Origin of the sequence: Staphylococcus sp. HMSC056G08 (assembly GCF_001812305.1) — a bacterium.
In the GTDB taxonomy this organism is placed as follows: domain Bacteria; phylum Bacillota; class Bacilli; order Staphylococcales; family Staphylococcaceae; genus Staphylococcus; species Staphylococcus simulans.
Genome location: NZ_KV808542.1, coordinates 14,110 through 14,634 on the forward strand (window position 1 = coordinate 14,110; position 525 = coordinate 14,634).

Genomic DNA, 525 nt, shown 5'->3' on the forward strand with positions numbered 1-525 from the left:
AAGCGAAAACTGCTCAAGATAAAGCAGACGCAGTCAATACAGCACTTGAAGCGTTGAAAGCAGAACTTGAAAAAGCGAAAGCAATCAATCAAAATGAGTTTACTCCTAATAGTGTTGAACCATTAGTAGACGCAATGGCAGTCGCACAAGGTATTGTGAACAATCCGGAATCTGTAACTGTTGATCAAATCAAAGCAGCAACACAAGCGTTGAAAGATGCACAAGCTGGATTGGTTGCGAAAGCAGATAAAACAGAACTTGAAAAAGCAATCAATAACGCAGAAGGTTTAACGTTAGATCCAAAAGATAAAGAAGATAAAGCCGTTCAAGAAGCATTAGACAAAGCAAAAGCAGTACAAGCAGATCCTAATGCTTCACAAGCAGAAGTAGATGCAGCGAAATCAGCTTTAGAAGATGCAATTAACGCTAAAATTGCTCAAGATAAAGCAGACGCAGTCAATGCGGCACTTGAAGCGTTGAAAGCAGAGCTTGAAAAAGCGAAAGCTATCAACCAAGCGGACTTTA

Annotated in this window: 1 pseudogene; it reads left to right on the forward strand. The window is 40.0% G+C overall.

From position 1 onward, the window contains the following. A pseudogene (locus HMPREF2846_RS13465) lies at nt 1–525 on the forward strand (FIVAR domain-containing protein); the annotation flags it as partial.